Annotated in this window: 25 protein-coding genes; 21 read left to right on the top strand and 4 right to left on the bottom strand. The window is 68.6% G+C overall.

The annotated features are described in order from the left end of the window. The first annotated feature begins 129 nt into the window (after positions 1-129). From A7U43_RS23100 to manB, 4 genes are read left to right on the top strand one after another with little or no spacing between them, the layout of a single operon-like run. Positions 130-1,182, top strand: coding sequence for a glycoside hydrolase family protein (locus A7U43_RS23100; RefSeq protein ID WP_067999738.1), 1,053 nt, complete (start codon positions 130-132; stop codon positions 1,180-1,182). A gap of 5 nt (positions 1,183-1,187) precedes the next feature. Continuing rightward, positions 1,188-2,042, top strand: a complete 855-nt coding sequence (rfbD, locus tag A7U43_RS23095) for a dTDP-4-dehydrorhamnose reductase (RefSeq protein ID WP_067999735.1) — start codon at positions 1,188-1,190, stop codon at positions 2,040-2,042. 60 nt (positions 2,043-2,102) lie between these two features. Further along, entirely contained in the window at positions 2,103-2,978 is an 876-nt protein-coding gene (locus A7U43_RS23090; RefSeq protein WP_067999733.1) for a glycosyltransferase family 2 protein, read from the top strand. 1 nt (position 2,979) lies between these two features. After that, the gene (gene manB / locus A7U43_RS23085; protein WP_067999732.1) at positions 2,980-4,068 is read left to right on the top strand and encodes a mannose-1-phosphate guanylyltransferase; all 1,089 of its coding nucleotides are present in this window, start codon (positions 2,980-2,982) and stop codon (positions 4,066-4,068) included. A gap of 51 nt (positions 4,069-4,119) precedes the next feature. On the opposite strand, the gene A7U43_RS23080 is transcribed toward manB, so the two are convergent. From A7U43_RS23080 to cofD, 3 genes are read right to left on the bottom strand one after another with little or no spacing between them, the layout of a single operon-like run. Next, the gene (locus A7U43_RS23080; RefSeq protein ID WP_067999730.1) at positions 4,120-4,653 is read right to left on the bottom strand and encodes an NUDIX hydrolase; all 534 of its coding nucleotides are present in this window, start codon (positions 4,651-4,653) and stop codon (positions 4,120-4,122) included. After that, the gene (locus A7U43_RS23075) at positions 4,650-5,993 is read right to left on the bottom strand and encodes a coenzyme F420-0:L-glutamate ligase (protein WP_067999727.1); all 1,344 of its coding nucleotides are present in this window, start codon (positions 5,991-5,993) and stop codon (positions 4,650-4,652) included. Before A7U43_RS23075 ends, A7U43_RS23080 begins: the two co-directional genes overlap by 4 nt. After that, a complete protein-coding gene (cofD, locus tag A7U43_RS23070) occupies positions 5,990-6,976 on the bottom strand; it encodes a 2-phospho-L-lactate transferase (protein ID WP_067999725.1) in 987 nt (328 codons plus the stop codon). Before cofD ends, A7U43_RS23075 begins: the two co-directional genes overlap by 4 nt. Before the next feature lie 470 nt (positions 6,977-7,446). Here cofD and A7U43_RS23065 point away from each other — a divergent pair, with 470 nt between their 5' ends. Then, entirely contained in the window at positions 7,447-7,716 is a 270-nt protein-coding gene (locus A7U43_RS23065; protein WP_197500092.1) for a WhiB family transcriptional regulator, read from the top strand. A 35-nt stretch (positions 7,717-7,751) separates the two neighbouring features. Here A7U43_RS23065 and A7U43_RS23060 read toward each other — a convergent pair whose 3' ends face one another. Further along, positions 7,752-8,174 carry a metallopeptidase family protein gene (locus A7U43_RS23060; protein WP_067999724.1) on the bottom strand — a complete coding sequence of 141 codons (423 nt, stop codon included), beginning with the start codon at positions 8,172-8,174 and terminating at the stop codon, positions 7,752-7,754. A gap of 130 nt (positions 8,175-8,304) precedes the next feature. Between A7U43_RS23060 and A7U43_RS23055 the strand changes: the two genes are divergently transcribed. The 16 genes from A7U43_RS23055 (at position 8,305) to lpqB (ending at position 24,511) form a co-directional block, all read left to right on the top strand. After that, the gene (locus A7U43_RS23055) at positions 8,305-8,736 is read left to right on the top strand and encodes a DUF3499 domain-containing protein (protein ID WP_067999722.1); all 432 of its coding nucleotides are present in this window, start codon (positions 8,305-8,307) and stop codon (positions 8,734-8,736) included. Between the two features lie 142 nt (positions 8,737-8,878). After that, entirely contained in the window at positions 8,879-10,279 is a 1,401-nt protein-coding gene (locus A7U43_RS23050) for a phosphomannomutase/phosphoglucomutase (RefSeq protein ID WP_067999720.1), read from the top strand. Then, positions 10,276-11,346, top strand: a complete 1,071-nt coding sequence (locus A7U43_RS23045; protein WP_067999718.1) for a TobH protein — start codon at positions 10,276-10,278, stop codon at positions 11,344-11,346. The genes A7U43_RS23050 and A7U43_RS23045 overlap by 4 nt, the downstream gene beginning before the upstream one ends. 4 nt (positions 11,347-11,350) lie before the next feature. Then, positions 11,351-12,577 carry a mannose-6-phosphate isomerase, class I gene (gene manA / locus A7U43_RS23040; RefSeq protein ID WP_067999716.1) on the top strand — a complete coding sequence of 409 codons (1,227 nt, stop codon included), beginning with the start codon at positions 11,351-11,353 and terminating at the stop codon, positions 12,575-12,577. Between the two features lie 305 nt (positions 12,578-12,882). Then, positions 12,883-14,040, top strand: coding sequence for an alkane 1-monooxygenase (locus A7U43_RS23035; RefSeq protein WP_082902468.1), 1,158 nt, complete (start codon positions 12,883-12,885; stop codon positions 14,038-14,040). Further along, the gene (locus A7U43_RS29290) at positions 14,037-14,219 is read left to right on the top strand and encodes a rubredoxin (protein ID WP_082902267.1); all 183 of its coding nucleotides are present in this window, start codon (positions 14,037-14,039) and stop codon (positions 14,217-14,219) included. The genes A7U43_RS23035 and A7U43_RS29290 overlap by 4 nt, the downstream gene beginning before the upstream one ends. A gap of 27 nt (positions 14,220-14,246) precedes the next feature. Further along, the gene (locus A7U43_RS23030; protein WP_067999712.1) at positions 14,247-14,426 is read left to right on the top strand and encodes a rubredoxin; all 180 of its coding nucleotides are present in this window, start codon (positions 14,247-14,249) and stop codon (positions 14,424-14,426) included. Positions 14,427-14,488: 62 nt separating this feature from the next. Next, on the top strand, positions 14,489-15,121 hold the full coding sequence (gene alkX, locus A7U43_RS23025; protein WP_067999710.1) for a TetR family transcriptional regulator AlkX: 633 nt from the start codon (positions 14,489-14,491) through the stop codon (positions 15,119-15,121). A 121-nt stretch (positions 15,122-15,242) separates the two neighbouring features. Next, a complete protein-coding gene (gene ahcY, locus A7U43_RS23020) occupies positions 15,243-16,703 on the top strand; it encodes an adenosylhomocysteinase (protein WP_067999706.1) in 1,461 nt (486 codons plus the stop codon). 6 nt (positions 16,704-16,709) lie between these two features. Then, on the top strand, positions 16,710-17,168 hold the full coding sequence (locus A7U43_RS23015; RefSeq protein WP_067999704.1) for a hypothetical protein: 459 nt from the start codon (positions 16,710-16,712) through the stop codon (positions 17,166-17,168). Positions 17,169-17,360: 192 nt separating this feature from the next. Further along, positions 17,361-18,632 (top strand): lipase family protein, encoded by a 1,272-nt coding sequence (locus A7U43_RS23010; RefSeq protein ID WP_067999701.1) that lies wholly within the window; start codon positions 17,361-17,363, stop codon positions 18,630-18,632. A gap of 153 nt (positions 18,633-18,785) precedes the next feature. Beyond that, positions 18,786-19,577, top strand: a complete 792-nt coding sequence (locus A7U43_RS23005; protein WP_067999699.1) for a tetratricopeptide repeat protein — start codon at positions 18,786-18,788, stop codon at positions 19,575-19,577. Between the two features lie 26 nt (positions 19,578-19,603). Next, entirely contained in the window at positions 19,604-20,227 is a 624-nt protein-coding gene (locus A7U43_RS23000) for a dTMP kinase (protein ID WP_067999697.1), read from the top strand. 117 nt (positions 20,228-20,344) lie between these two features. Next, complete coding sequence (mtrA, locus tag A7U43_RS22995) at positions 20,345-21,031, top strand: two-component system response regulator MtrA (RefSeq protein ID WP_067999695.1); 687 nt, start codon at positions 20,345-20,347, stop codon at positions 21,029-21,031. A 28-nt stretch (positions 21,032-21,059) separates the two neighbouring features. Beyond that, positions 21,060-22,742 carry an MtrAB system histidine kinase MtrB gene (mtrB, locus tag A7U43_RS22990; RefSeq protein WP_068003508.1) on the top strand — a complete coding sequence of 561 codons (1,683 nt, stop codon included), beginning with the start codon at positions 21,060-21,062 and terminating at the stop codon, positions 22,740-22,742. Further along, positions 22,739-24,511 carry an MtrAB system accessory lipoprotein LpqB gene (lpqB, locus tag A7U43_RS22985; protein WP_067999693.1) on the top strand — a complete coding sequence of 591 codons (1,773 nt, stop codon included), beginning with the start codon at positions 22,739-22,741 and terminating at the stop codon, positions 24,509-24,511. Before mtrB ends, lpqB begins: the two co-directional genes overlap by 4 nt. The last annotated feature ends 1 nt before the right edge of the window (position 24,512 follow it).

Here is a 24,512-nt window from a genome sequence, read left to right as displayed (position 1 = left end):
CGCGGTAACGATGGCGGGTCGGTGAACGACACATGGCGTACCGATCGTTATCGGCAGACCGTGGCATTCCCCCGTCTGTGCTGGGCGTTCGATCGATGAGTACATGGGAGGTCCGGTAACTTGAGCGGTATGCGAAAAACGTGGGGCAGGGCCTGCAGCCGTGCGGTGGTCATGATCGCCTTGGTGGTGTCGATGGTCACGGTCAGCCCGGCCACCGCGAACGCCGTGGTGGCCCCGGCCGACGGTTACGGATTCGCCCAGGGATACACCTGGGCCACCGGGAACCCGGCCGATTCCGCCCGCGAGATCGCCGCGGTGGGCAAGACCAGTGCGAGTTGGGTGCGTCTTCCGCTGGACTGGGGGATCGTCGGGATCGGTCCGGGTGAATACAACTGGGGCTACTTCGACAGCCTGGTCAACGCCGCGAGCGCGAATGGCCTGCGCGTCCTCGGGCTGATCTCCAACACGCCGTTCTGGGCGCGTACCCAGGGGGCGCAGCTGCTGTTCCCGTCCTCACCGCCCAAGGACAACGGTGAGTTCGGTGCCTTCGCCGCGGCCGCGGCCAGCCGCTACGCCGGCCGGGTCAACGCCTGGGAGATCTGGAACGAGCCGAACCTGCCGTTGTTCATGGGCTTCGCCGACAACAAGGCGGTTCGCTACACCGGCATGCTCAAGGCCGCCTACCCCGCCATCAAGGGCGCCAACCCGGGCGCCACCGTGGTCGCCGCCGGGCTCAGCCCGCTGGCCGGACCGGACTCACCGCCCGGGTTCCTGCAGCAGATGTATGACGCGGGCGCCAAGGGCTCCTTCGACGCCGCCGCGGCCCACCCCTACGTCTTCCCGGGTGGCCTGGCCGCCGACAGCAACAACGGCTGGTCCGATGTTCTGCGCATGCACGATGTCATGGTGGCCAACGGTGACGGCGGCAAGAAGATCTGGCTGACCGAGATGGGCGCGTCCACCAGCGATATTCCCGGTGACGGCGTGAGCCAGCAGGAGCAGGCCAAGCAGATCGTCGACGTGCTGGGCGCCGCGGCGGCGGTGGGTTGGGCCGGCCCGGCCTTCATCCACGCCGTGCGCGATCTGGACACCGCCAACCGCAACGACCGCGAGGCCAACTACGGCGCGCTGCTCACCACGGACTGGCAGCCCAAGGTTGCCGCCGGGGTGCTCGCCGGATAGCGGTCGTGCCTGCCCGAATCGTCATCACCGGCGCGGGCGGGCAGGTTGGACGCTTCCTGGGCGCTGAACTCACCGCCCGGGGCCGTGATCTGCTTGCGTGCACGTCGGTGCAATGGGACATCACCGATCCGGCGGCCGGCGACGACATCGTGGCGCCCGGCGACGTCGTCATCAACTGTGCCGCCCTGACCGCGGTCGACGTCGCCGAGGCCGAACCGGCCCGCGCATACGCGGTCAACGCGACCGGGGCGGGCAACGTCGCGCGCGCGTGCGCGGCCAGGGGCGCCCGGCTGGTGCACATCTCCACCGACTATGTGTTCGGCGGCGACTTCGACGGGGCGCCGAGGCCCTACGACGTGGATGATCCGGTCGGCCCGCGCAGCGTCTACGGCCAGAGCAAGCTCGCCGGGGAACGCGCCGTGCACGACGCGCTGCCGGACGCGACCGTGGTGCGCACCGCCTGGGTGTACACCGGGGTGGGCAGCGATTTCGTGGCCACCATGCGCCGGCTGGAGTCCGAACGTGACGAGATAGAGGTGGTGGCCGACCAGACCGGCTCACCCACCTATGTCGCCGACCTGGTCGGGGCGCTGCTGCAGATCGCCGACGACCCCGGGGCCCCGCCGCTGCTGCACGTGGTGAACACCGGCCCGGCCAGCCGCTACGAGCTGGCCCGCGCGGTCTTCGCCGGCAGCGGTGCCGACCCGGAACGGGTGCGCCCGGTGAGCACCGACAAACACCCGCGACCGGCTCCGCGTCCGGTCTACTCGGCGCTGTCGACCGCGCGTTTCGACGCCCGCTACCGCCCGCTGCGGTCGTGGCGGGACGGGCTGGGTGCGGCGTTGGCGGAGCTGAATTGACGTCCCGTTCGGCGGTCCGGTTAACCTCTAGCAGCGTGAGCGACGAACTGGCTTCCCGCGGTGACTGACGAACTCAAGGTCGTGACGGTGACCTACTCGCCGGGCCCGCATCTGGATCGCTTCCTGGCCTCACTGGCGCACGCCACCGAGCTGCCGGTGACGGTGATCATGGCCGACAACGGCTCCACCGACGGTGCCCCCGAGGACGCGGTCGCGCGCTACCCGAACGTGACATTGCTGCACACCGGCGGCAACCTCGGCTACGGCACCGCCGTCAACCGGGCCGTCGACGCCCACGTCACCGACGGCGAGCTGTTCATCGTGGCCAACCCGGACGTGCAATGGGGTCCGGGCAGTATCGACGAACTGCTGGCGGCCGCGCAGCGCTGGCCGGCCGCCGGCGCGTTCGGTCCGCTGATCCGCGATCCGGACGGTTCGGTGTATCCGTCCGCCCGGCATCAGCCCAGCCTGATCCGCGGCGGCATGCACGCTGTCGTCGGCCCGGTGTGGAAATCGAATCCGTGGACGGCGGCCTACCGGCAGGAGCGACTGACCCCCAGCGAACGTCCGGTCGGCTGGCTGTCCGGTGCCTGCCTGCTGTTACGCCGGGACGCTTTCGTCGACGTCGGCGGTTTCGACGAGCGCTATTTCATGTACATGGAGGATGTCGACCTCGGTGATCGCCTGGAGCGCTCGGGCCGGCAGAACATCTACGTGCCGTCCGCCGAGATCCTGCATGACAAGGGACATTCGACCGGACGGGATCCCGCCCGGAACCTGGCGGCCCACCACCGCAGCACCTACACTTTCCTGGCTGACCGCCATTCGCGCTGGTGGCAGGCCCCGCTGAGGTGGACGATCAGGGGTGCGCTGGCCGCCCGCGCCGGTCTCGTGGTCCGGAACTCTCGACGTAAGCAGACGAAAGGACGGCTCTGACATGGCCGGCACACTCGATCCGTCGAAGGTGGACGCGGTAATCCTGGTCGGTGGGCAGGGCACCCGCTTGCGTCCGCTGACCTTGTCGGCGCCCAAGCCGATGCTGCCGACGGCCGGCCTGCCGTTTTTGACCCACCTGCTCTCCAGGATCGCCGCGGCGGGGATCCACCACGTGGTGCTGGGTACCTCGTACAAGGCCGAGGTGTTCGAAGCTGCCTTCGGTGACGGCTCCAAACTCGGGCTGGAGATCGAGTATGTGGTCGAGAAGGAGGCACTGGGCACCGGTGGTGGTATCGCCAACGTGGCCGACAAGCTGCGCAACGACACCGTGCTGGTGTTCAACGGGGACGTGCTCTCCGGCGCCGATCTCGGTGCGCTGCTGGACTACCACGCCGGCCACCGGGCCGATGTGACGCTGCACCTGGTGCGGGTGGGAGATCCGCGCGCGTTCGGGTGTGTGCCCACCGACGCCGACGGCCGGGTCACCGCATTCCTGGAAAAGACGCAGGACCCGCCGACCGACCAGATCAATGCCGGCTGTTATGTGTTCCGCCGCGAGATCATCGAGCAGATCCCGAAGGACCGGGCCCTTTCGGTGGAACGCGAGGTGTTCCCGAAGCTGCTCAGCGACGGAAAGTTGGTGTGCGGTTACGTCGACGCCAGTTACTGGCGCGATATGGGCACCCCCGACGATTTCGTGCGGGGTTCGGCGGATCTGGTGCGCGGCATCGCGCCGTCGCCGGCCTTGCAGCATCAACGCGGGGAGTTCCTCGTCCACGACGGAGCGGCCGTCGCCCCGGGTGCGCTGCTGCTGGGCGGCACCGTGGTCGGGCGCGGCGCGGAGATCGGTGCCGGCGCGCGCCTGGACGGCGCGGTCATCTTCGACGGTGTCCGGGTGGAGGCCGGCGCGGTCATCGAACGCTCGATCATCGGGTTCGGTGCGCGCATCGGGCCGCGGGCGCTCATCCGCGACGGTGTCATCGGCGACGGAGCCGATATCGGGGCCCGCTGCGAGCTGCTGCGTGGTGCCCGGGTGTGGCCGGGGGTCACCATCCCCGACGGCGGCATCCGCTACTCCACCGACGTCTAGCGGCGGCGCTTCGGAATACGCTGCGCACGAAGCTAATTGGTGATCGCGCCGCTACGCCGTGCGGGCCGCCCGGGCCAGGGTCAACAGTGCCGGATCATCCTGGGGCATCGCATCCAGCGGCCACCACCGCAGGTCCAGCGATTCCGCACTGCGTATGAATTCGGCCCCGGTCGGGGCGCGCACGATGAACTGCAGATCCAGATGTCTGGTGGGCGAGCCCAACGAGCAGGTCAACGGATGGACATGCAGGGCCGCCAGGTCCGGCTCGATACGCAGTCCCTCGATGCCCGACTCCTCGGTGGCCTCGCGTAGCGCCGCGGCGCTGATATCGGAGTCGGAGTCCTCACAGTGCCCACCCAATTGCAGCCACTTCCCGACGCGCGGATGCAGCGTCAGCAGCGCGTGCCCGCCACTGTGGTCGACGACCAGCGCCGAGGCGGTGATGTGCCCGGGCGCGCAGGCCCGGGCGCAGGCGTCGGGCCGGGCCAACACGAATGCCAGGACCGCATGGCGCAGAGCGTCCTGCTCGGGATCGGGTGCATGCCAACGCGACAACGTGTCGACGACGGACGCGTGCAGGCTCATCGCTCGATCAGCAACCCATCGGTCGACGCCGGGTCGCGGGGCCCGGCCGCCGTGGTGGGGTAGCCGATTGCGATGGCCCCCAACGGTTCCCACTCGTCTTCGACGGCGAGCTCGCGGCGGGTGATCTCGGCGGCGAAGATGGTCGAACCGATCCAGCAGCTGCCGATCCCGCGGGCGGCCAGCGCCACCAGCAGTCCCTGTACCGCCGCACCCGCGGCGACGGTGAACATGGTGTGTTCGGCGGCGGTGCGCTGTGGGTCCGGGTAGCTGTGCGCACCATCGCCCACCATGAACGGGATGACGAGTTCAGGTGCGTCGTAGAGGATTTGGCCGCGATCGGTGCGTCGCCGAGCGTCGTCTTCGGAGCGGCCGTCCCCGGTCAGGTCGGCCTGCCACTGCCGCTTCATCGCATCGAGCAATCGCAGCCGGGTCTGCGGGTCGCGCACCCATACGAATCGCACCGGGCGGGTGTGGTGCGGGGCCGGCGCGGTCAGCGCCTCGGCGACCGACTCCTCGATGAGTTCCGCGGGCACCGGTTCGGTACCGAACTGCCGTACCGAACGCCGCAGCAGCTGTGCTTGTCTGCGGCCCAGCTCGATCGCCTCGGCGGTGCCGAGCCAGAACAGGTCATCCTCGCCGCTGCGGACCAAGGTGCGCCCGTTGGAGCCGTCATCGTGCAACCGCAGGCCACGCACCACCGCCACCGGGATGCCGGTCAGCTTGCCCTTCACCAGATCTGCCGCGGCCGCCAGTTCGTCCGCGACGGCGATCTCGGTGACCACGAGTTCGTTGCCGTGCGGGTCGGTGGCTCCGGCGTAGCCGTGCAGGACCGTGAGCCCGGCGGCGCCGATGGCGACATCGGTCTGTCCGTTGCGCCAGGCGCGCCCCATGGTGTCAGTGATGACGATGCCGACCCGGACCTCGAGAAGGGTGGCAAGGCCGGCGCGGATCGCCGCGGCGCTGCCGTCCGGGTCCACCGGCAGCAGGGCGAGTTCGGCGGTGTCGATATTGGAGCCGTCCACGCCGGCGGCGGCCTGGATCAACCCGATGGCGTTCTCGGTGATCAGGGTTTTGCCCTTGCGGGCCAGTACCCGCACGGCCTCGTCGTCGATGAGCTTGCGGCGCAGGGTGTCCCGCTGCTCGGGGTCGGTGGGTGCGCTGACGATACGGCCCTCGGTCTTGGAGAGCACCTTGCTGGTGATGACCACCACGTCGTCATCGCGCAGCCAGGCGGCGGCATCGGCGATCGCGGCGGCCAGATCATCGCCGGGCCGGAACTCGCCCAGCCCGGTCACCGGGATGATCTCGATGGGCCCGGCGGTTCCGTGCTCGGCGCTCATAGCGCGACGCCCGCCAATTGCAGGCCGGCCCGCACCATGTCGGCGGTGACCGCCGGGTCGCTCATCAGCAATGGCGCCTGGCGCACCTGCACGCCGTCGATGGTGGCGGAGTCGCCCTGATCGATCAACCAGCCGTCCAGGATGCCGACTCCGCTGCGGGCGCCGAAGTGTTTTCCGACGGCCTCCGAGGATGATTCGACACCGATCACCGAGAGGCACTCGTCGGCCATACCGCGCAACGGCTTTCCGGCGATGATGGGGGAGTAACCGATGACGGGAGCCGGGGTGGATCGCAGGGCGCCGCGGATCCCCCCGATCGTCAGGATGGAGCCGATGCTGACGACCGGATTGGACGGCGCGATCAGCACGACATCGGCGTCGGAGATCGCTTCGGTGACACCGGGGGCGGCGGTCGCCTTGTCCGAGCCGATGTGGGCGAAGCTGTGGGTCTGGACCTTGGCGCGGTAACGCACCCACCACTCCTGGAAATGGATCGCCTTGCGTTCACCCTCGGGATCGGTGATGACGACGTGGGTTTCGCTGCGGTCATCGCTGGCCGGCAGCAGCCGGGCACCGGGCGCCCATCGTGTGCACAGTGCCTCGGTGACCTGCGAGAGCGGATAGCCGGCGCGCAGCATCTGGCTGCGCACCAGATGGGTGGCCAGGTCCCGGTCGCCGAGTCCGAACCAATCCGGCGCGACGCCGTAGGCGGCCAGTTCCTCCTTGGCATGCCACGTTTCGTCACGGTGACCCCAGCCGCGTTCGGGATCGATACCGCCGCCGAGGGTGTACATGCAGGTGTCGAGGTCGGGGCAGATGCGCACCCCGAACATCCACGCGTCGTCTCCCACATTGACCACGGCGGTCAACTCGTGCTCGGATTCGGCGCCGGCATCGGCAAACTGCCCCAGTCGCAGCAGATGCTGGACGCCGAGCAGGAAGCGGGCGCCACCCACGCCGCCGACCAGAACTGTGACCTTCACGCCCTCAGACCCTAGGCCAGCCAGCATTTGTCGGTGTGGCCACCCGGGTGTGGCGAACACGCCGGAGCGTGGACACGCCGGATCTATGTCACGAGATGGTATGAAAACCAGCCATTCCGCTTGACCCTGACAGCTAACGCGTGTCTAATCACATCAGTGTCATTCGTGGTTCGCCCGCCGGTTTCGGTGCCGCAGACCGGGATTCGATCGTATGTTCGAATCGTAGATGGCCTGACATCACAATAGTGATAGCTGGGGCAGTGCTGGAGGGTTTGCCGATCCGCGATTCAGTATGGGCTCCGATCGGCAACAACGGGGAAAATTATCAGGTGAGGAGGCGGAACATGTCTTTTGAGCAGGTCGATTTCGACCGCGCGCTCCGGTTCGAAGACCGGATGCTCGGTTCAGTGGACAGTGCACCGCACACCACTACCGATCCAGCGGCGAGCGACGTCGTCGGGCGCCCGAATCTGAGTCTGGTGCCCGACCGTATCGAGTTGGCGCCCGACACGATCGAGGACGACGACCAGTGGCAGGAGCGCGGTCTGTGTGCGCAGACCGACCCCGAGGCGTTCTTCCCGGAGAAGGGCGGCTCGACCCGCGAGGCCAAGCGGATCTGCCAGGGTTGTGAGGTACGTGACCGGTGCCTGGAGTACGCACTGGCCAACGATGAGCGCTTCGGTATCTGGGGTGGCCTCTCCGAGCGGGAGCGTCGCCGCCTCAAGCGCGGCATCATCTGACGCAGGCGCGTTGCGGCCGCACCGGTCGCAACGCGCTATTCGTCCTCGGCCGAAGGGTCGATGACGGAGGGCTCGACGCCCAGATAGGTGGCCACCTGCGCCACCAACACCTCATGTAGCAAGTCGGCGAGTTCGTCGGTGTCTTTGGCGCGTCGCTCGATCGGCTTGCGGAACAAGACAATTCGCGCCCGCGTGGCGTTACCGCGGACATCCACTCCGGCCGGGATCAGGCGTGCCAACGCGATCGGGCCGTCGGCCACCACCTCGGCCGGCCATTGCACGCTATCGGGATCCTTGGGCGCGATGCGCGGGATCTCGTCGACCGCGACGTCCAATCCGGACACCCGCTGATGCCACCGGCGCTCGATCGGCTCGTAGGCCTCCAGTACCGCCATGTCGAATCGCTCGGCGCGGCTGCGCCACCCCGGCACGGTCGGCGGCAGCAGCGACCCGCGCATTCCACGGCCGCGCCGGGAACCCCGATGGATACGCTGCGCCACGCCAGAGATGGTAACGGTTGGAGATCGGCGACCCCGGCGCGCGCGTGTCCGGAGGCCCGACGCGTCGCCGCACGATAATCTTCCCTGCGTGAACGTTCCCCGTCGCTGCTGCAGGCCCGGGTGCCCGCACTACGCCGTGGCGACGCTGACCTTTGTCTATTCGGACTCGACAGCCGTCGTCGGACCCCTGGCGACCGTGTCCGAGCCGCACTCCTGGGATTTGTGTGTCGTGCATGCCGGCCGGATCACCGCTCCCCGCGGATGGGAATTGGTGCGCCATGCCGGTCCGTTGCCGACCCATCCCGACGAGGACGATCTGTCGGCCCTCGCCGATGCCGTCCGGGAAGGCCGTGACGGCGTGCAATCGCTGGTGAACGGCGTGCCCGCCGGATTCTCCGATCCCGGCACCGGCTTGCCCGGCGGTGCCCTGATGGCCCCTCCGGTGCGTCGCCCGGAGCCCAACGGCCGCCGGCGCGGTCATCTGCGGGTGCTTCCGGACCCCGAGCCGAACTCGGAGTAATCCGGCCCGGCTCGGATCCCGGCGGGCGGCGGATTGCGTCGTGCCCGCTCACGGGACCTGCGGCGGCCGCCGTGGCGAGACACTAGGCTGAGTGTGCCAAGCAGTTCTTTGATTCCCCTGTACACAGAGAGCGAGGAGAGCCATGTCTCGGCCCGCTGAGGCTGTCCACGCTGTCATCAAGGCCTATGACGTGCGGGGGCTGGTCGGAGAACAGATCGACGACGCGTTCGTCCGTGACGTCGGCGGTGCCTTCGCCCGGCTGGTGCGCGACGAGGACAGTGCCGCAACGGTCGACACCGTCGTCATCGGGCATGACATGCGCGCGAGCTCGCCGTCGCTGTCCGACGCGTTCGCAGAGGGCGTCATCGCCCAGGGCCTCGACGTGGTCCGCATCGGGCTCGCCTCCACCGATCAGCTGTACTTTGCTTCGGGCCTGCTGAACTGCCCTGGCGCGATGTTCACCGCCAGCCACAACCCGGCCGCTTACAACGGCATCAAGCTGTGCCGCGCCGCCGCCTTGCCGGTCGGGCGGGAAACAGGTCTTGCCACCATCGCTCAAGAGGTCATCGACGGCGTACCCGCGTACGACGGTGCCGCCGGCACGATCACCGATCGCGATCTGCTCGCCGAGTACGGCGAATTCCTGCGTTCACTGGTCGATCTGTCCGCGATGCGTTCGTTGCGGGTCGCCGTCGACGCCGGAAACGGCATGGGTGGGCACACCACCCCTGCAGTGCTCGGGGCGATTCCCGGTATCACGGTGCTGCCGTTGTATTTCGAACTCGACGGCACCTTCCCCAACCATGAGGCCAACCCGCTGGATCCGGCCAATCTGGTCGATCTGCAGGCGCACGTGCTGGCATCGGGTGCCGATATCGGGCTGGCCTTCGACGGGGACGCCGACCGGTGTTTCGTCGTCGACGAGCGGGGGCGGCCCGTGTCGCCGTCCGCGGTGACCGCCCTGGTCGCGGCCCGCGAGCTGGGCCGCGAGATCGGTGCCACGGTGATCCACAACCTGATCACCTCACGTGCGGTGCCGGAGTTAATCACCGAACGAGGTGGCACCGCGGTGCGCTCGCGGGTGGGCCACTCCTACATCAAGGGGCTGATGGCCGAGACCGGCGCCATCTTCGGCGGTGAGCACTCGGCGCACTACTACTTCCGTGACTTCTGGGGTGCCGACTCGGGAATGCTGGCCGCGCTGCACGTGCTGGCCGCCCTCGGCGAACAACAGCGTCCGCTCTCGGAGCTGATGGCCGACTACCAGCGCTACGAATCCTCCGGCGAGATCAACTTCACCGTCGCCGACGCCCCGGGGTGTGTGGATGCCGTGCTCACCGCATTCGGCAGCCGTATCCAGTCGTTGGATCATCTCGACGGTGTGACGGTGGATCTCGGTGATGGCCGCTGGTTCAACTTGCGCACCTCCAACACCGAGCCGCTGCTGCGGCTCAATGTCGAGGCCCGCACCACCGAGGAAGTCGACGAGGTGGTGCAGCAGGTGGCCAGTCTCATTGCCGCGCGCAGCGAGCCGGCGCCGTGACCTCTCGGGCGGCCACCATCGACCTCGACGATGTCGAGGGGTTGCTGGCTGCCGACCGCGAGGGGCTGCTGCGGGCGGCCGCCATGGCCGGCGCGCAGGTGCGCGCCACCGCGGCCGCGGTCGACGAGGGTGCCTTGGATCTGCTGCGGTCCGAGATCCCGCCGCGCACGCTCATCTGGATTGCCGAGGCCGGCGCGGCCCGGGCCGCCGGCGCCGTGCTGGCGGCGGCGCTCGGGGCGGCCAGCGGTGTCCCCATCGTGGTGGCGCCCGAGGTTCCGCCGTGGACCGGTGCGCTGGATGTCGTGGTGGTGGCCGGCGCCGATGCCGGTGATCCGGTGCTGGTGACCGCCGCCGCGACCGGTGTGCGCCGCGGTGCACGGGTCGCCGTGGTCGCGCCGCACGAGGGACCGCTGCGCGACGCGACGGCCGGTCGCGCGGCCGTGCTGGCGCCGCGGCTGCCGGTCCCCGACGAGTTCGGGTTGACCCGTTATCTGGCGGCCGGGGTGGCGGTGCTGTCCGTCGTCGACGACGCGGCGCGCGTCGATATCGGTGCGCTGGCCGATGCCCTCGATGCCGAGGCCCTGCGCAACAGCGCGGCCCGCGAGCTGTTCACCAATCCGGCCAAGACGCTGGCCGAGCGCTTGACCGGCCGCGACGTCGTGCTGGCCGCGGACAGCGCGGCGATGCTGGCGCTGGCGCAGCACGGCGCTGCGGTGCTGCTGCGGGTGGCGCGTCAGGTGGTGGCGGCGGTCGGGCTCGCCGACGCGCTGGCGGCGGTGAGCCCGCTGAACATCGCGCCGGTGGACTACGAGACCGCGCTGTTCCACGACGAGGAATTCGACGGTCCGCTGCCGTCGCGGGTGCGCACCGTGGTGCTGACCTCCGATGAGCGCCGACCCGCGGTGGTGACGCGGACCGAGGGCTTTGCCGACCTGGATGTGGTCAGCGCCGACGATGTGCCCGACGCCGGGACCGTGATCGGGGGCGTGCGCCTGGAACAGCAGTTGGCGACGCTGGCGGTGCGTCTGGAGATGACCGCCGTGTACCTACGACTGGTGCGAGGTTGAGGGTGTGAATCTGCTCCGTGGCGCTGTCCGGAAATACGCGTGGGGGTCGCGTACCGCGATAGCTGAGTTCACCGGAAGGCAAAGCCCCACACAACATCCCGAGGCGGAGCTGTGGTTCGGCGCGCACCCGGGTGACTCGGCGCACTGCGTGACCGATGAGGGTGAGCGCTCGCTGCTGGACGTGATCGGCGCCGACCCGGCGGGGCAACTCGGCGAGGGCGCGCGGGCCCGATTCGGTGACGGGTTGCCGTTTCTGGCCAAGGTACTCGCCGCGGACGAGCCGTTGTCGCTGCAGGCGCACCCCAGCAGTCAGCAGGCCGTGCACGGCTTCGAACGCGAGGAGCGGCTCGGCATTCCGGTGTCGGCGCCGACCCGCAATTACCGGGACGCCAGCCACAAGCCGGAACTGATCGTGGCGCTGGGCCAGTTCGAGGCGCTGGCAGGGTTCCGCCCGGCCGCGGCCAGCGTGGAATTCATGCGTGCGCTGGCCGTCGCCGACCTGGATCCCTACATCGCCCTGCTCGAGGGCCAATCCGACGCCGACGGGCTGCGCGCGTTGTTCACCACCTGGATCACCGCGCCCCAGCCCGCACTCGATCTGCTGGTGCCCGCCGTGCTCGACGGCGCGATCAACTACATCCGTTCGGGTGAGACGACCTTCCAGGCCGAGGCCAAGACGATCCTCGAACTCGGTGAACGCTATCCCGGTGACGCGGGGGTGCTGGCCGCGATGCTGCTGAACCGCATCACGCTGGCGCCCGGCGAGGGGATCTACCTGCCGGCCGGCAACCTGCACGCCTATCTGCACGGCGTGGGCTTCGAGGTGATGGCGAACTCCGACAATGTGCTGCGGGGCGGGTTGACGCCCAAGCACGTCGACGTGCCGGAACTGCTGCGCGTGCTGGACTTCACGCCGGCCGACGACTCGGTGATCCTGCCCCGATCGACCCGCGGTGGGGCCGAACTGGTCTATGACACCCCGGCCCCGGAGTTCGCGGTGTCGGTGCTGCAGGTGAGCGGCGAACAGGTGGGACACGTTATCGACGCGCCGGCCGAACACGACGGCCCGCAGGTGCTGTTGTGCATCGAGGGCACCGTCGAGGTGCGCGCCAAGTCCGGGTCGGTGACCCTGGAGCGTGGCGGCGCCGCATGGGTGTCCGCCGATGACGGGCAGATCCGGCTGTACACCGCCGAGCCCGCGCGGTTGTTCCGGGTGACCGTCGGGTTCTGACCCCGCTGCGCCGCACCGGCGGCGCCCCTGCACCGAACCCAAGGCCACCGACCGTCTCCTCCTCGGCTATTGCCGCCGCCGTGGCCGATGGTGTCGGCACGCCCGTCCTCGTCGAGGTGTCGGTCCGCATCGGCCGATCACTTTTACAAATAGTTATGTTTTGTCTAGACATCGGACAAAGTGGGCTCTATAGTCAAATCCATTAGTGATGGCACTCACATGGAGGTGAATGGGCTGTGACGACGCAATCCGAAGCGACGACCCCGGTCGGGCAGTGGCGCGACCGCAAGCGGCACTTGTGGCTGATGGGGCTGATCGTGCCCACCGCGGTGCTGGTGATGCTCCCGATCGTCTGGGCGCTCAACCAGTTCGGTTGGCACGCCGCGGCGCAGGTGCCGTTCTGGATCGGTCCGATCCTGGTGTACATCGTGCTGCCGTTGCTGGATCGGCGGTTCGGGCCCGACGGGGAGAACCCGCCCGACGAGCTGATGGAGCGGCTGGAGAACGACCGCTACTACCGCTACTGCACCTACAGCTTCATCCCGTTCCAGTACCTGACGCTGGTGCTGGGCGCCTACCTGTTCACCGCGGCGGACCTGAGCTGGCTCGGCTTCGACGGATCGCTGGGCTGGCCGGCCAAGATCGGTCTTGCCCTGTCGGTGGGCATGATGGGTGGCGTCGGGATCAACACCGCCCACGAAATGGGGCACAAGAAGGAGACTTTGGAGCGCTGGCTCAGCAAGGTCACCCTCGCGCAGACCTGCTACGGCCATTTCTTCATCGAGCACAACCGCGGTCACCACGTGCGCGTGGCCACCCCGGAGGATCCGGCGTCCGCGCGGTTCGGCGAGACGTTCTGGGAGTTCCTCCCGCGCAGCGTGTGGGGCAGCCTGAAATCCTCGTGGGAGCTGGAGGCCAAGCGGCTCGAGCGAGTCGGCAAGAGCAAGTGGCACTGGTCCAACGATGTGCTGAATGCCTGGGCGATGTCGGTGGTGCTCTACGGGGCGATCCTGGCGGTCTTCGGCGTCGCGGTCATCCCGTATGTGCTGATCTCCGTGGTGTTCGGCTTCTCGCTGCTGGAGACGGTGAACTACCTCGAGCATTACGGCCTGCTGCGGCAGAAGACCGCCAACGGGCGCTACGAACGCTGCGCACCCGAGCACAGCTGGAACTCCGACCACATCGTCACCAACCTGTTCCTCTATCACCTGCAGCGCCACAGCGATCACCACGCCAACCCGACCCGGCGCTACCAGACGTTGCGCAGCATGGAGGGCGCACCGAACCTGCCCAGCGGCTACGCGTCGATGGTGGGGCTGACCTACTTTCCGCCGCTGTGGCGCAAGGTGATGGATCACCGGGTGCTGGCGCACTACGGCGGCGACCTCACCAAGGTGAACATCCATCCCCGGATGCGTGACAAGGTGCTGGCGAAGTACGGTCACGCGGCGGCACCCCAGTGAGCGCCTACCGTTGCCCGGCGTGTGGCTACGTGTACGACGAGGCCAAAGGTGCTCCCCGCGAAGGCTTTCCGGCCGGAACGAGCTGGGATCGCATACCTGACGACTGGTGCTGCCCGGACTGCGCGGTACGGGAGAAGGTCGACTTCGAAGTGCACGACGAGGCAAGCGCCGGGACATAGAACCGGCCGGACCCGAGAGGAACACCCATGGACTACAAACTGTTCGTCTGCGTGCAATGCGGCTTCGAATACGACGAAGCCAAGGGCTGGCCCGAGGACGGTATCGCCCCCGGTACCCGCTGGGATGACATCCCCGAGGACTGGAGTTGCCCGGACTGCGGCGCGGCGAAATCCGATTTCGACATGGTCGAGATCGCCCGGCCGTGACCGTTCGGGCGCCGGGGCGTCAACAGCGCCTCCCGGCGGCGCGAAGTTATAGGGTCGCGACTATGAACGCACCCGACACCCGGCGTACGGCACCGCGCGTGCCGTACGCCGAGGCGTCCCGGGTGCTGTTGCGGGACTCGATCCTCGACGGCATGCGCGACATGCTGCTGACCCGGGATTGGTCGTCGATCACCCTCACCGACGTCGCGCGGGCGGCCGGCATCAGCCGCCAGACCATCTACAACGAATTCGGATCGCGTCAGGGCCTGGCCGAGGGTTATGCGCTGCGGCTGGCCGATCGCCTCGTCAACGCCGTCGACGCGGCGATCAACCACAACGTCGGCCGCGTCTACGACGCGTTCCTGGAGGGTTTCCGCGCGTTCTTCATCGACTCGGCCTCGGATCCGCTGGTGATCTCGTTGCTCAACGGGGAAGCCAAGCCGGATCTCCTGCAGATCATCACCACCGACAGCGGACCGATCATCACCCGGTGTTCGCAGCGGCTGACCGAGACGTTCCAGCACAGCTGGATCAAGGCCACCGACGAAGACTCCGGAGTGCTGGCCAGGGCCATCGTCCGGCTGGCCATGAGCTATGTCTCCATGCCCCCGGAAGCCGACCACGATGTGGCCATGGATCTGGCTAGGCTCATGACGCCGTTCGCCGAGCGGTACGGTGTCATAGACACCCGGTAGCTGGCAGAGCGCTGCAGAAGTGCCTGTCCCGCGAGCCCGCAGGCCACCGGTGTCGCCCCCGCACAGCTGTGCGCGCCGGGCAACCGATCGAGAACGACGATGAATAAGGGGCTCTATCCACATGACTGAGTTGACCGCCGACGTACGCAACGGCATCGACTACAAGGTCGCTGACCTTTCGCTTGCCGAATTCGGCCGCAAGGAGATCCGCCTCGCCGAGCACGAGATGCCCGGTTTGATGGCGCTGCGCCGCGAGTACGCCGATGTCGCACCGCTCAAGGGCGCGCGCATCTCGGGCTCACTGCACATGACCATCCAGACCGCCGTGCTGATCGAGACCCTGGTCTCGCTCGGTGCCGAGGTGCGCTGGGCGTCGTGCAACATCTTCTCCACCCAGGACCACGCGGCCGCGGCGGTCGTCGTCGGGCCGCACGGCACCGTCGAGGAGCCCAAGGGCACCCCGGTCTTTGCCTGGAAGGGCGAGACCCTGGAGGAGTACTGGTGGGCCGCCGAGCAGATGCTGACCTGGCCCGGCGAGCCGGCGAACATGATCCTCGACGACGGTGGTGACGCCACCATGCTGGTGCTGCGCGGTGCGCAGTACGAGAAGGCCGGCGTGGTGCCCCCCGGCGAGGACGACGACTCCGACGAGTGGAAGGTCTTCCTGGCGCTGGTGCGCAAGCGCTACGAGACCGAGAAGGACAAGTGGACCAAGATCGCCGAGTCGGTGCAGGGCGTTACCGAGGAGACCACCACCGGTGTGCTGCGCCTGTACCAGTTCGCCGCCGCCGGTGAGCTCGCGTTCCCGGCCATCAACGTCAACGACTCGGTCACCAAGAGCAAGTTCGACAACAAGTACGGCACCCGGCACTCGCTGATCGACGGCATCAACCGCGGCACCGACGTGTTGATCGGCGGCAAGGCCGCGCTGGTGTGTGGCTACGGTGACGTCGGCAAGGGCTGCGCCGAGGCCCTCAAGGCCCAGGGCGCCCGCGTCGCGGTCACCGAGATCGACCCGATCAACGCCCTGCAGGCGCTGATGGACGGCTTCGAGGTCAAGACCGTCGAAGAGGCCATCGGCTGGGCCGACATCGTCATCACCGCGACCGGCAACCAGGGCATCATCACCCTCGAGCACATGCGGTCGATGAAGCACCAGGCGATCCTGGGCAACATCGGGCACTTCGACGACGAGATCGAGATGGCCCGCCTGGAGCGCGACAAGGACATCCGCCGGATCAACATCAAGCCGCAGGTCGACGAGTTCATCTTCCCCGACGGTCACTCCATCATCGTGCTGAGCGAGGGGCGTCTGCTGAACCTGGGCAACGCGACCGGGCACCCGTCGTTCGTGATGAGCAACAGCTTCTCCAATCAGGTCATCGCGCAGATCGAGCTGTGGACCAAGAACGACGAGTACGACAACGAGGTCTACCGCCTCGCCAAGCACCTCGACGAGAAGGTCGCCAAGATCCACGTCGAGGCGCTCGGTGGCTCGCTGACCAAGCTCACCAAGGAACAGGCCGAGTACATCGGCGTCGACGTCGACGGCCCGTACAAGCCGGAGCACTACCGCTACTGACCCAGCGTGCATGTTCGCAATGCCATCGCCACGGCGGCCCTGTGTGCCGCCGTGGCGACCGGCTGTTCTGACACGTCCGAGCAGGCCGCGCCGGAGGCGTCGCCCCCGCCCACCGACATCCGTCGCGACATTCCCGGTCTGGTCGCCGTGTTCCCCGCCGTCGGCGCACCCGACGCGGTGGCCTGGCTGCAGTGGGGCGACCCGGCCGAGGACGCGGTGCGCTGGACGGATGCCGTCGTCAAGCTCTCACCGGCCGTCGCGGGCGCCATGGTCGACCAGTTCGCGCCCACCGACACCGGGCGGGCGCCCAGGGTGGCCGATGCACTTTCCGCCGAGGTGCCGCCCGGCCCGTTCCTGACCGGCGAACTTCTCGACGCGGGTTTTTCCTCCGCGTCCACCGCAACCTATGCATTCCTGGATCGCGACGTAGCCACGCTGGTGCTGCAGGCGACCAGCCTGGATTGAGCAGTTCGGTTCGACACCTCGGTAGCTGGTGTATGGTCTGCTTGCCGGTGGATCCGAACCCCCGGCAAATTTCGATGACAGGCATTACATCTCGGTGGCAAAACGGAACGTGAGGAATTCGTAGCCATTCGGCTACCTGTTTGTTACTGTCCGGTAGTGATTCGGGCCGGGGCGTTCATCGTCGTCGCATGTATGGGGTTCGTCATCGGTTGTCTCGCAACCGGTTTGGCGCATGCCGACGACTGGTATCCGTACTACAACGAGGACGAGTACACCGCGTTCTACACCCCACCGAATCCGTTGCCGGACGTTCCGCCGGGGGAGCTGGTGCGCTCCGAACCGTCCCGATTGGTGATCGAGCCGTCGGGTCAGGTCGGTCGGATCAACGCGACCGGCACCCGCGTCATGTACCGCAGCACCGATGGCCGCGGCAATGCGAATGTGGTCACCGGCACCTACTTCGAGCCGTTCAACGCCTGGCCGGGACAGGGCCCGCGCCCGCTGATCGTGTTCGGTCCCGGCACCCAGGGCCAAGGTGACCAGTGCGCACCGTCACGACAGTTCAACCAGGGCGTCCACTGGTCGCCGTACCTGGACATCATGGTCAACTACGAGTCCGGATTCGTGAACACCATGGTGAACCGCGGGTTCGCGGTCCTGATGACCGACTACGAAGGTCTGGGCACCATCGGCGTCACCCACACCTACGTCAACCGGCTCTCGCAAGGGCACGCCATGCTCGACGCGGCCCGGGTGGCCCGCAAGCTGCCGGGCACCTCGCTGACACCCGATGGGCCGGTGGTGTTCTGGGGCTATTCACAGGGCGGCGGGGCGGCCGCCTCGGCGGCCGAACTGGCCGACGCCTATGCGCCGGAACTCAAGATCGTCGGCACCTATGCGGGTGCGCCGCCGGCCGATCTGGTCGATCTGATCCCGTACGCCGACGGCAGCGCGCTGGTCGGCGTGATCGGCTACGCGCTCAACAGCGTCATGCAGTCCTACCCGGAGGCCGCACCCAAGATCCGGGCGCTGCTCACCCCGCGCGGCATGGACTTCGTCGACAAGACCCGCGACCAGTGTGTCGCCGAGTCGCTGACCAAGTTCATGTTCCGGCACCTGCAGCCTTACTTCAACCATCCGATCTCAGAGCTGTTGCAGGATCCGCAGTTCCGCGGCATCTTCGACCTGCAGAAGCTCGGCACGCTGAAACCCAATGCGCCCGTGCTGCTCAACAGCAACCGCTACGACCCGTTGGTGCCGTACGCGCCGGTGGTGCAACTGGGCAAGGACTGGTGCGCCAAGGGCGGCGATGTGGAATTCCGCACCAACGAGGCTCCGCCGATCTTCAACAAGCTGGTGATCAACCACGCGCTGCCGATGGCGGTCGACGGTGAACCGGCGTTGCAGTGGGTTGCCGACCGGGTCAACGGGGTGCCGACGGCGCCGAACTGCGGGACCTACTGAACCCCGACACTTTGGTGTCCTGCCACCGGTGCGGGTGACTTAGGCTGGAAATTCGGGGGCGGGGGTCTATCCGGCTGCATACCCCTTGCCGGGAGGGGGATCAGAAACGTGACCAGGCCACCGCTTGGCCCAGCGCCGGGTGACGAAAACGCCATGCACTCGCAGGTATTGGCGCTCTACGGGCAGGGCCGACTCGCGGAGGCGCTGCCGGCCGCGTGGCACACCGTCACCGCATACCCCAATTCTGCTCGTGCGCAATACACCTACGCCAGTCTGCTGCGGGACGCCGGCCGGTTTCGGGAAGCGCTGGCCGTCATCGACCAGACGGTGGCGGCCGGCCCGTCGGCCGACGCGCTGGTGCTGCGCGGCGATCTGCAGCGGACGCTGACGGGGGCGCACGCGGCCGAAGCCGACTACCGGCAGGCATTGCGACTGCACCCCGGGCACGCCATGGCGGTCCACAATCTGGCCGTCAGCAGGATGCGCATGGGCACGGTGACCGCGGCGGTGCGCGGGTTACTGGAAGCCGCCCGGCTGGATCCCGGGTTGCGTGCACTCGCGGAGGGCAACATTGCGCTCGCGGTCACCCGGGTGCTGCGTTGGGCGACCGCTGCGGTGGTCTTGCTGGCGACCGCGCTCATCGTGGTCGGAGCGATGCACGCCGACGCGGCCCCGACCGTACTGCCGCGCATCGCCGCCGCGGTGTTCACCGGGGTGCCGATCGTCGCGATCGGGTGGACGCTGCGCACCGTGCCCGGCCCGACCCTGCGGGTCGTGCTGCGCCGCCATCCGGTGCTGGGCGTGCGCCTGTTGTTCCTCGTGCTGGCGGTCTTCGCGGGTCTGGCCGCGGTGGCCGGCGCGACGGCCGGCGCGGGGGTCACCGGCCCGCTGCTCGTGCTCGGTGTCATCGTGCTGACGCTCTTGGGCTGGATGGCCGGGGCCTGAGACGGGCGCCTCGCTAGGCTCGCAGCGTGCTCATCGTGATCGAAGGCCTCGACGGTGCCGGCAAGCGCACCCTGACCGAGGGGCTGCGCGCGGCGCTGCAGGCGGACGGAAAGTCGGTCACCACGCTGGCCTTCCCGCGCTACGGCGCATCGGTGCACGCCGACCTGGCCGCCGAGGCGCTGCACGGCCAACACGGCGATCTCACCGACTCGGTGTACGCGATGGCGACGCTGTTCGCACTGGACCGCCGCGGCGCCAAGGACGAGATCGCGGAACTGACGGCCAGCCACGACGTCGTCATCCTGGACCGCTACGTCGCCTCCAATGCCGCCTACAGCGCGGCGCGTCTGCACCAGGGCACCGACGGCGGGGTCGTCGACTGGGTGTACCGGCTGGAGTTCGAACGGTTCGGACTTCCCAAGCCGGATTGCCAACTGCTGCTCGATGTTTCGCCTGAGCTTGCCGACCGGCGCGCGCGCAGCCGGGCGCAGCAGGAGACCGACCGGGCCCGCGATGCCTACGAACGCGATCGCGGCCTGCAGCAGCGCACCGCCGCGGCCTACGGCGCACTGGCCGCCGCGAACTGGGCCGGCCCCTGGCGGGTGGTGGCACCGGATTGCGACCCGGGCCGGCTCGCCGCGCAGCTGTAGCCGTGACGAGCCCGGGCCGGGATCTGCGAGCGCAGCGCCCCGGATCGCCCGGCATCATCGGATAACCGTGAGAAACCCGCGTGTGGCACCCGGGTTTTGTCGCCTTGTGGTGACACCATGGTCACCATGAGGCAACGGATCCTGGTCGTCGATGACGATCCCTCGCTGGCTGAGATGCTCACCATCGTGCTGCGTGGGGAGGGTTTCGACACCGCTGTCATCGGAGACGGCAGCCAGGCGCTGACCGCCGTCCGGGAGTTGCGCCCCGACCTGGTGCTGCTCGACCTGATGCTGCCGGGCATGAACGGTATCGACGTGTGCCGGGTGTTGCGCGCCGATTCCGGCGTGCCGATCGTGATGCTCACCGCCAAGACCGACACCGTGGACGTGGTGCTCGGACTGGAGTCCGGCGCCGACGACTACGTGATGAAGCCGTTCAAGCCCAAGGAACTGGTGGCCCGGGTGCGGGCCCGGTTGCGGCGCAACGACGACGAGCCGGCCGAGCTGCTGTCCATCCACGACATCGAGATCGACGTGCCCGCGCACAAGGTCACCCGCGCCGGTGAGCAGATCTCGCTGACACCGCTGGAGTTCGACCTGCTGGTGGCCCTGGCGCGTAAACCCCGCCAGGTGTTCACTCGTGATGTGCTGCTCGAGCAGGTGTGGGGTTACCGACATCCCGCGGACACCCGTCTGGTGAACGTGCACGTCCAGCGGCTCCGGGCCAAGGTCGAGACCGACCCGGAGAATCCGCAGGTGGTGTTGACCGTTCGAGGAGTGGGATACAAGGCCGGACCTCCGTGATCGGTGGGCCCGCGGCGGGGTGGCGTTCGTGATCTGGGGGACACGACGCCGGGTACGCAGCCGTTTCCGAGGCTCGTCGCCGATGCTGCGCGGGCTCAGTGCGGTGGGCCGTGCCGTCAGCTATGCCTGGCGCCGGTCGCTACAGCTGCGGGTGGTCTCGCTGACCCTGGGGCTCTCGCTCGCGGTCATCATGGTGCTCGGCTTCGTGCTGACCAGCCAGATCACCGACCGCATCCTGGAAGTCAAGGTGCGGGCAGCCACCGAGGAGATCGAACGCGCCCGCGACACCGTCGGCGGCATCGTCGGCGGCGAGGAGACCCGTTCGCTGGACAGCAGCCTGCAACTGGCCCGCAACACCCTCATCGACCGCAAGGCCGATGCCGGACCCGGCCTGGCCGGGGCCTACGACGCGGTCCTCGTGGTGCCCGGTGACGGTCCCCGCGCCGCCACCGCCGCGGGTCCGGTGCAGCAGGTGCCCGAGGCGCTGCGCGATTTCGTGCAGGCCGGGCAGGTCAGCTACCAGTACGCGGGCGTGCACACCGACGGGTTCTCCGGGCCGGCGCTGATCGTCGGGAGCCCCAGCGCATCGTCGGTGAGCAATCTTGAGCTCTACCTGATCTTCCCGCTGAACAACGAGGAATCCACCATCGCGCTGGTGCGCGGCACCATGGCCACCGGCGGCGTCGTGCTGCTCGGACTGCTCGCGGCCATCGCGTTGCTGGTCGCCCGGCAGATCGTGCTGCCCGTGCGGTCGGCGTCCCGGATCGCCGAACGCTTCGCCGAGGGACATCTCACCGAACGCATGCCGGTGCGCGGCGAGGACGATATGGCGCGGCTGGCGGTGTCGTTCAACGATATGGCCGAGAGCCTGTCCCGCCAGATCACTCAGCTCGAAGAGTTCGGAAACCTGCAGCGCCGCTTCACCTCCGATGTCAGCCACGAGCTGCGCACTCCGCTGACCACGGTGCGGATGGCGGCCGACCTGATCCACGACCACAGCGATGATCTGGATCCCGCGCTGCGCCGGTCCACCGAACTGATGGTCAACGAACTCGACCGGTTCGAGACGCTGCTGGCCGATCTGTTGGAGATCTCGCGGCACGACGCCGGTGTCGCCGAGCTCGCGGTGGAAGCCGTCGATCTGCGCTCCACCGTGCAGAGCGCGCTGGACAACGTGGGTCACCTGGCGGCCGACGCCGGCGTGCAACTCGACGTCGACATGCCCGGTGACGGGGTGATCGCCGAGGTCGATCCGCGCCGGGTGGAACGCATCCTGCGCAACCTCATCGCCAACGCCATCGACCACGCCGAGCGTAAGCCGGTCGAGATCCGGATGGCCGCCGACGAGGACACCGTCGCGGTGACGGTCCGCGATCACGGTGTCGGCCTGCGCCCCGGCGAGGAAAAGCTGGTGTTCAGCCGGTTCTGGCGGTCCGACCCGTCGCGGGTGCGCCGTTCGGGCGGCACCGGACTCGGGTTGGCCATCAGCATCGAGGACGCCCGGCTGCACCAGGGCCGCCTGGAGGCATGGGGCGAGCCCGGCAACGGCGCCTGCTTCCGGCTGACCCTGCCGCTGGTACGCGGCCACAAGGTCACCACAAGTCCGTTGCCGCTCAAACCATCCGGGCTCTCCGGCGGGTCCACCGGACCGCAGGCGCGCGTCAAGGACCCCGCGGGCATGCGGCGTGACCGTGAGTCGGAGGGCGTATGACACCCGCCGTGAAGGCCTTCTGCCTGGCCGTGGCCACCGTGCTCGCCGTTGCCACGGCCGGCTGTGCCGGGGTGCCCAGTTCCTCTGCGCCACAGGCCATCGGGACCGTCGACCTACCGCCACCGCCGAGCCTGCCCACCCCGACACCGGGCATGGAACCCGATGTGCTGTTGCGGGAATTCCTCAAGGCCACTGCCGATCCCGCCAATCGGCATCTCGCCGCCCGGCAGTTCCTCACCGAGTCCGCCTCGCGCGGATGGGATGACGCCGGCAGCGCGCTGCTCATCGACCGCGTCGTGTTCACCGAGACCCGCCGGCCCGAGCTCGTCACGGTGAGCATGCAGGCCGATATCCTCGGGTCGCTCTCCGAGCTCGGGGTGTTCGAGACCGCCGAGGGGGCGCTGCCGGACCCGGGCCCGATCGAGCTGGTGAAGACCCCGGGCGGCTGGCGCATCGACCGCCTGCCGAACGGAGTCTTCCTGGATTGGCAGCAGTTTCAACAGACCTACAAGCGCAACACCCTGTACTTCACCGACCCCACCGGTAACACCGTGGTGCCGGATCCGCGTTACGTCGCGGTCGCCGATTCCGACCAGCTGGCCACCGAACTGCTGAGCAAACTGATCACCGGACCGCGGCCGGAGATGGCGCGCACCGTACGCAATCTGCTGGCCGCGCCGCTGCGCCTGCGCGGCCCGGTCACCCGCGCCGACGGCGGCAAGACCGGGGTGGGCCGCGGCTACGGCGGGGCGCGCATCGAGCTGGAGAATCTGTCCACCACCGACCCGCATACCCGGCAATTGCTTGCCGCGCAGATCATCTGGACGTTGTCGCGGGCTGGTATCAACGGCCCCTACGTGATCAACGTGGATGGTGCGGCACTGGACGACCGCTTCGCCGAGGGGTGGAACACCGCCGATGTGGCCGCCACCGACCCGGGTGCCGCCGACGGCGCCGGGGCGGGCCTGCACGCACTGGTGGGAGGATCCCTGGTCTCGCTGGACGGTCAGCGCGCGCCCCGGGTACCCGGCCCGTTCGGTCAGATGCCGGACCAGGTGTCCGCGGCGCTGTCGCGTTCCGGGCAGGAAGTGGCCTCGGTGATGGTGCTGCGCCCGGGTGCCCCGGATATGGCCTCCTCGCTGTGGATCGGGCCGATCGGGGGCGCGGCCGGCCAGGCCCTGGACGGCCGTACCCTGACCCGGCCCAGCTGGGCGCTCGACGATGCCATCTGGATCGTCGTCGACGGTGTCAACGTGGTGCGGGTGCTGCAGGACGCCTTGGGGCAACCCGCCCGGATCCCGGTGGACTCGACCGCGCTGGCGGCCAAGTTCCCGGGCGCCATCACCGAATTGCAGCTCTCCCGCGACGGCACCCGGGCGGCGATGGTGATCGACGGTCGGGTGATCCTGGCCGGGGTGGAGCAGACCCCCGGCGGTGGGTACGCCCTGACCTACCCGCGCCGGCTCGGCTTCGGGCTGGGGGAGACCGCGGTCTCGCTGTCCTGGCGCACCGGCGACGATATCGTCGTCACCCGCACCGACGGCGCCCATCCGGTGTCCTACGTCAACCTCGACGGCGTGAACTCCGACGGGCCCAGCGGCAACCTGGCCGGCCCGGTCACGGTGGTGGCCGCGAATCCGTCGACGGTCTACGTCGCCGACCGGCGCGGGGTGTTGCAGCTGTCCGGTTCGGCGGCCGACGACGACCTGGCCTGGTCGGAGGTGCGGCCGTTGATGATCGCCGGCGCGCTGCCGGTGCTGCCGGGCTGAG

Origin of the sequence: Mycobacterium adipatum (assembly GCF_001644575.1) — a bacterium.
Lineage (GTDB): Bacteria > Actinomycetota > Actinomycetes > Mycobacteriales > Mycobacteriaceae > Mycobacterium > Mycobacterium adipatum.
Note: the sequence above shows the minus strand (reverse complement) of the source record. Positions and strands in the feature narration are given on the sequence as shown.

Bases quoted from the DNA above. Each gene is read 5' to 3' on its own strand.
- A7U43_RS23100 (WP_067999738.1), top strand. From the start codon at position 130: ATGCGAAAAACGTGGGGCAGGGCCTGCAGCCGTGCGGTGGTCATGATC.
- manB (WP_067999732.1), top strand. From the start codon at position 2,980: ATGGCCGGCACACTCGATCCGTCGAAGGTGGACGCGGTAATCCTGGTC.
- A7U43_RS23080 (WP_067999730.1), bottom strand. From the start codon at position 4,653: ATGAGCCTGCACGCGTCCGTCGTCGACACGTTGTCGCGTTGGCATGCA.
- A7U43_RS23075 (WP_067999727.1), bottom strand. From the start codon at position 5,993: ATGAGCGCCGAGCACGGAACCGCCGGGCCCATCGAGATCATCCCGGTG.
- A7U43_RS23060 (WP_067999724.1), bottom strand. From the start codon at position 8,174: ATGCGCGGGTCGCTGCTGCCGCCGACCGTGCCGGGGTGGCGCAGCCGC.
- A7U43_RS23050 (WP_067999720.1), top strand. From the start codon at position 8,879: ATGTCTCGGCCCGCTGAGGCTGTCCACGCTGTCATCAAGGCCTATGAC.
- A7U43_RS23035 (WP_082902468.1), top strand. From the start codon at position 12,883: ATGGGGCTGATCGTGCCCACCGCGGTGCTGGTGATGCTCCCGATCGTC.
- A7U43_RS23030 (WP_067999712.1), top strand. From the start codon at position 14,247: ATGGACTACAAACTGTTCGTCTGCGTGCAATGCGGCTTCGAATACGAC.
- alkX (WP_067999710.1), top strand. From the start codon at position 14,489: ATGAACGCACCCGACACCCGGCGTACGGCACCGCGCGTGCCGTACGCC.
- ahcY (WP_067999706.1), top strand. From the start codon at position 15,243: ATGACTGAGTTGACCGCCGACGTACGCAACGGCATCGACTACAAGGTC.
- A7U43_RS23010 (WP_067999701.1), top strand. From the start codon at position 17,361: ATGGGGTTCGTCATCGGTTGTCTCGCAACCGGTTTGGCGCATGCCGAC.
- A7U43_RS23005 (WP_067999699.1), top strand. From the start codon at position 18,786: ATGCACTCGCAGGTATTGGCGCTCTACGGGCAGGGCCGACTCGCGGAG.
- mtrA (WP_067999695.1), top strand. From the start codon at position 20,345: ATGGTCACCATGAGGCAACGGATCCTGGTCGTCGATGACGATCCCTCG.
- lpqB (WP_067999693.1), top strand. From the start codon at position 22,739: ATGACACCCGCCGTGAAGGCCTTCTGCCTGGCCGTGGCCACCGTGCTC.